Below are 1,810 nucleotides of genomic sequence, written 5' to 3'. Positions count from 1 at the left end.
TCGAACAGGCTGGTTATCTGGGTATGGCCGTCGTAGCGGTTGAGGGTGAACTGCTGGCGGACCACGCGGTTGCCGAACGGGTCTTCGGGGGCCACTGCGGAGTCTGCGGTATAGAGCACCAGGCGGCCATGCAGGTCGTAGCTGAAGTGCTCGCTGCCCTGGGCGCCATCGCGTTGCCAGTGGCGGCTGGCGAGCTGGTCGAGGTCGGTGTAGGTGAGGGTTTGCACCTGGCGGCTGGTGCTGTTGCCGGTGGTTTCGAAGGTGCGGGTGTGCTCGCGGCCGAGGCTGTCGTAGGTGAGGCTTTGGGCCAGCTGGTTGCCACTGCGGGTATCGCGGGTGGTGCTGCGCAGGGGGCGGGCGAAGTCGTCGTAGGTGAAGCTACAGGTCACGCTGCCGGCCTGTAACTGGTGCAGGCGGCCGAAGGCATCGTAGTGGTAGCGGTGCTCGGCGGTGGTGGCGTCGGTGAAGCCGAGCAGCAGGCCGGTTAGGCTGTACTGCCAGGTGGTGACATGGTTGTGGCCTGCGAGGGTCCAGGTATCGCTGCGCGGCTTGCCTGCGGCGGTGTAGCTGGTGCGCTGCTGGCCCAGCTGGCCGCTGGCGGAGCTGATGAGGGCGAGCCTGGGGTCGTAGTCGAAGGTTTGCGGCGGTTCATTGGCAGGGGTGATCTGCCGCACCAGGTGGTCGAGTTCGGGTATGTAGCTGAAGCCGACGCGCTGGCGGTCGGCGAGGATGTTGTGGCTGACCGGCAACTGGTTGGCGATGTGGTGGGACTCGGTGGTGCGTCCGCCGCACTCGACGGTGAGTTGGCGGCCGAGGCCGTCGAAGTGCTGGCGGCCGAGCGTGAACGGGGTGGCTGGGGCGTTCATGCCGGGTGCTCCATGATTTATCGGATACGAGAAGGCATAAAAACTAATGGATTCCCAGGGCGATAAATTGAGCCGGTTTCGGGAAAAATCCTGAAATCAGAGGCGTGCTCCCTCACACCAACCATAAGATCGAAATCATCCAAACGCTCAAGCGCATCGGTAGTAATGCTGTGGGCGTATGCGACCACAGGCCGCCTCAATGTGTCGGCAGCCGACTGTGCTGCTCCGGACGACCCCGCGTAGCAGGCCAGCAGCAACACAGGTTTGTCGGGATTGTCCCTATAACTGGCGAGTCGATTGAGGCGTGGGGCTATTTCTTCCTGTGCAAGAACTCCCCCGGTTACATGATGGCCATGACTGTTCATGAGAATGCCACTTTCATCGGCGTGTGTGACAATTACCGCCATGTCCCTCTTGAGCCCTCGCCTAAGAAAAGCGAACATTTGATTCCCATCTGAGTCATACATAATCTCGTTAATTGCTGTTGATGGTGGCATCGGCTGTTCAACGGCACCGCTGAGTGAGCTCGTTCGGGACGACCCCTGTATCTGCGTACCCCTGCCAACTTTCCCCGCTTTCATCGCCCCTGACGTCAAACCTGCTCCGATTTCCAGCACACTGCCAACCAACCCGGTCCCCAGCGATACCCAACCCAGTATGCCGGCCGTTTTCTGGTCCTTACCCATCGCCTCCAGCGTGGTACCCGCCACACCGGTGCCCAGCGAAACGACGCTGAGGGCGGCGGCAGTCACCGTCGCAGCGATGCTGGCGGCCGTGGTGCCTATGGTGGCGACAGCGGCAGCCAGAGTGCTCATGGCGAGCGTGCCGGCTACTGCGGCGCCAGCTACAACGGCAAAAGCCGGAGCAAGGGCACCCAGGGTGAGGGCGGTTCCCAGCACCCCGAGCCCTATCCCGACCCAGGTAAACCAGCTATGGCCATCCGG

The 1,810-nt window shown here is 62.4% G+C and carries 1 protein-coding gene and 1 pseudogene; both read right to left on the bottom strand.

The annotated features are described in order from the left end of the window. Positions 1-866, bottom strand: a pseudogene (locus ACI2KK_RS28940) (hypothetical protein); the annotation flags it as partial. Positions 867-883: 17 nt separating this feature from the next. Continuing rightward, positions 884-1,810, bottom strand: a 927-nt coding sequence (locus ACI2KK_RS28935) for a hypothetical protein (protein WP_404671642.1), incomplete at its 5' end; no start/stop codon positions are given.

Origin of the sequence: Pseudomonas sp. NPDC089406, assembly GCF_044900265.1 — a bacterium.
GTDB lineage: Bacteria > Pseudomonadota > Gammaproteobacteria > Pseudomonadales > Pseudomonadaceae > Aquipseudomonas > Aquipseudomonas fakonensis.
Note: the sequence above shows the minus strand (reverse complement) of the source record. Positions and strands in the feature narration are given on the sequence as shown.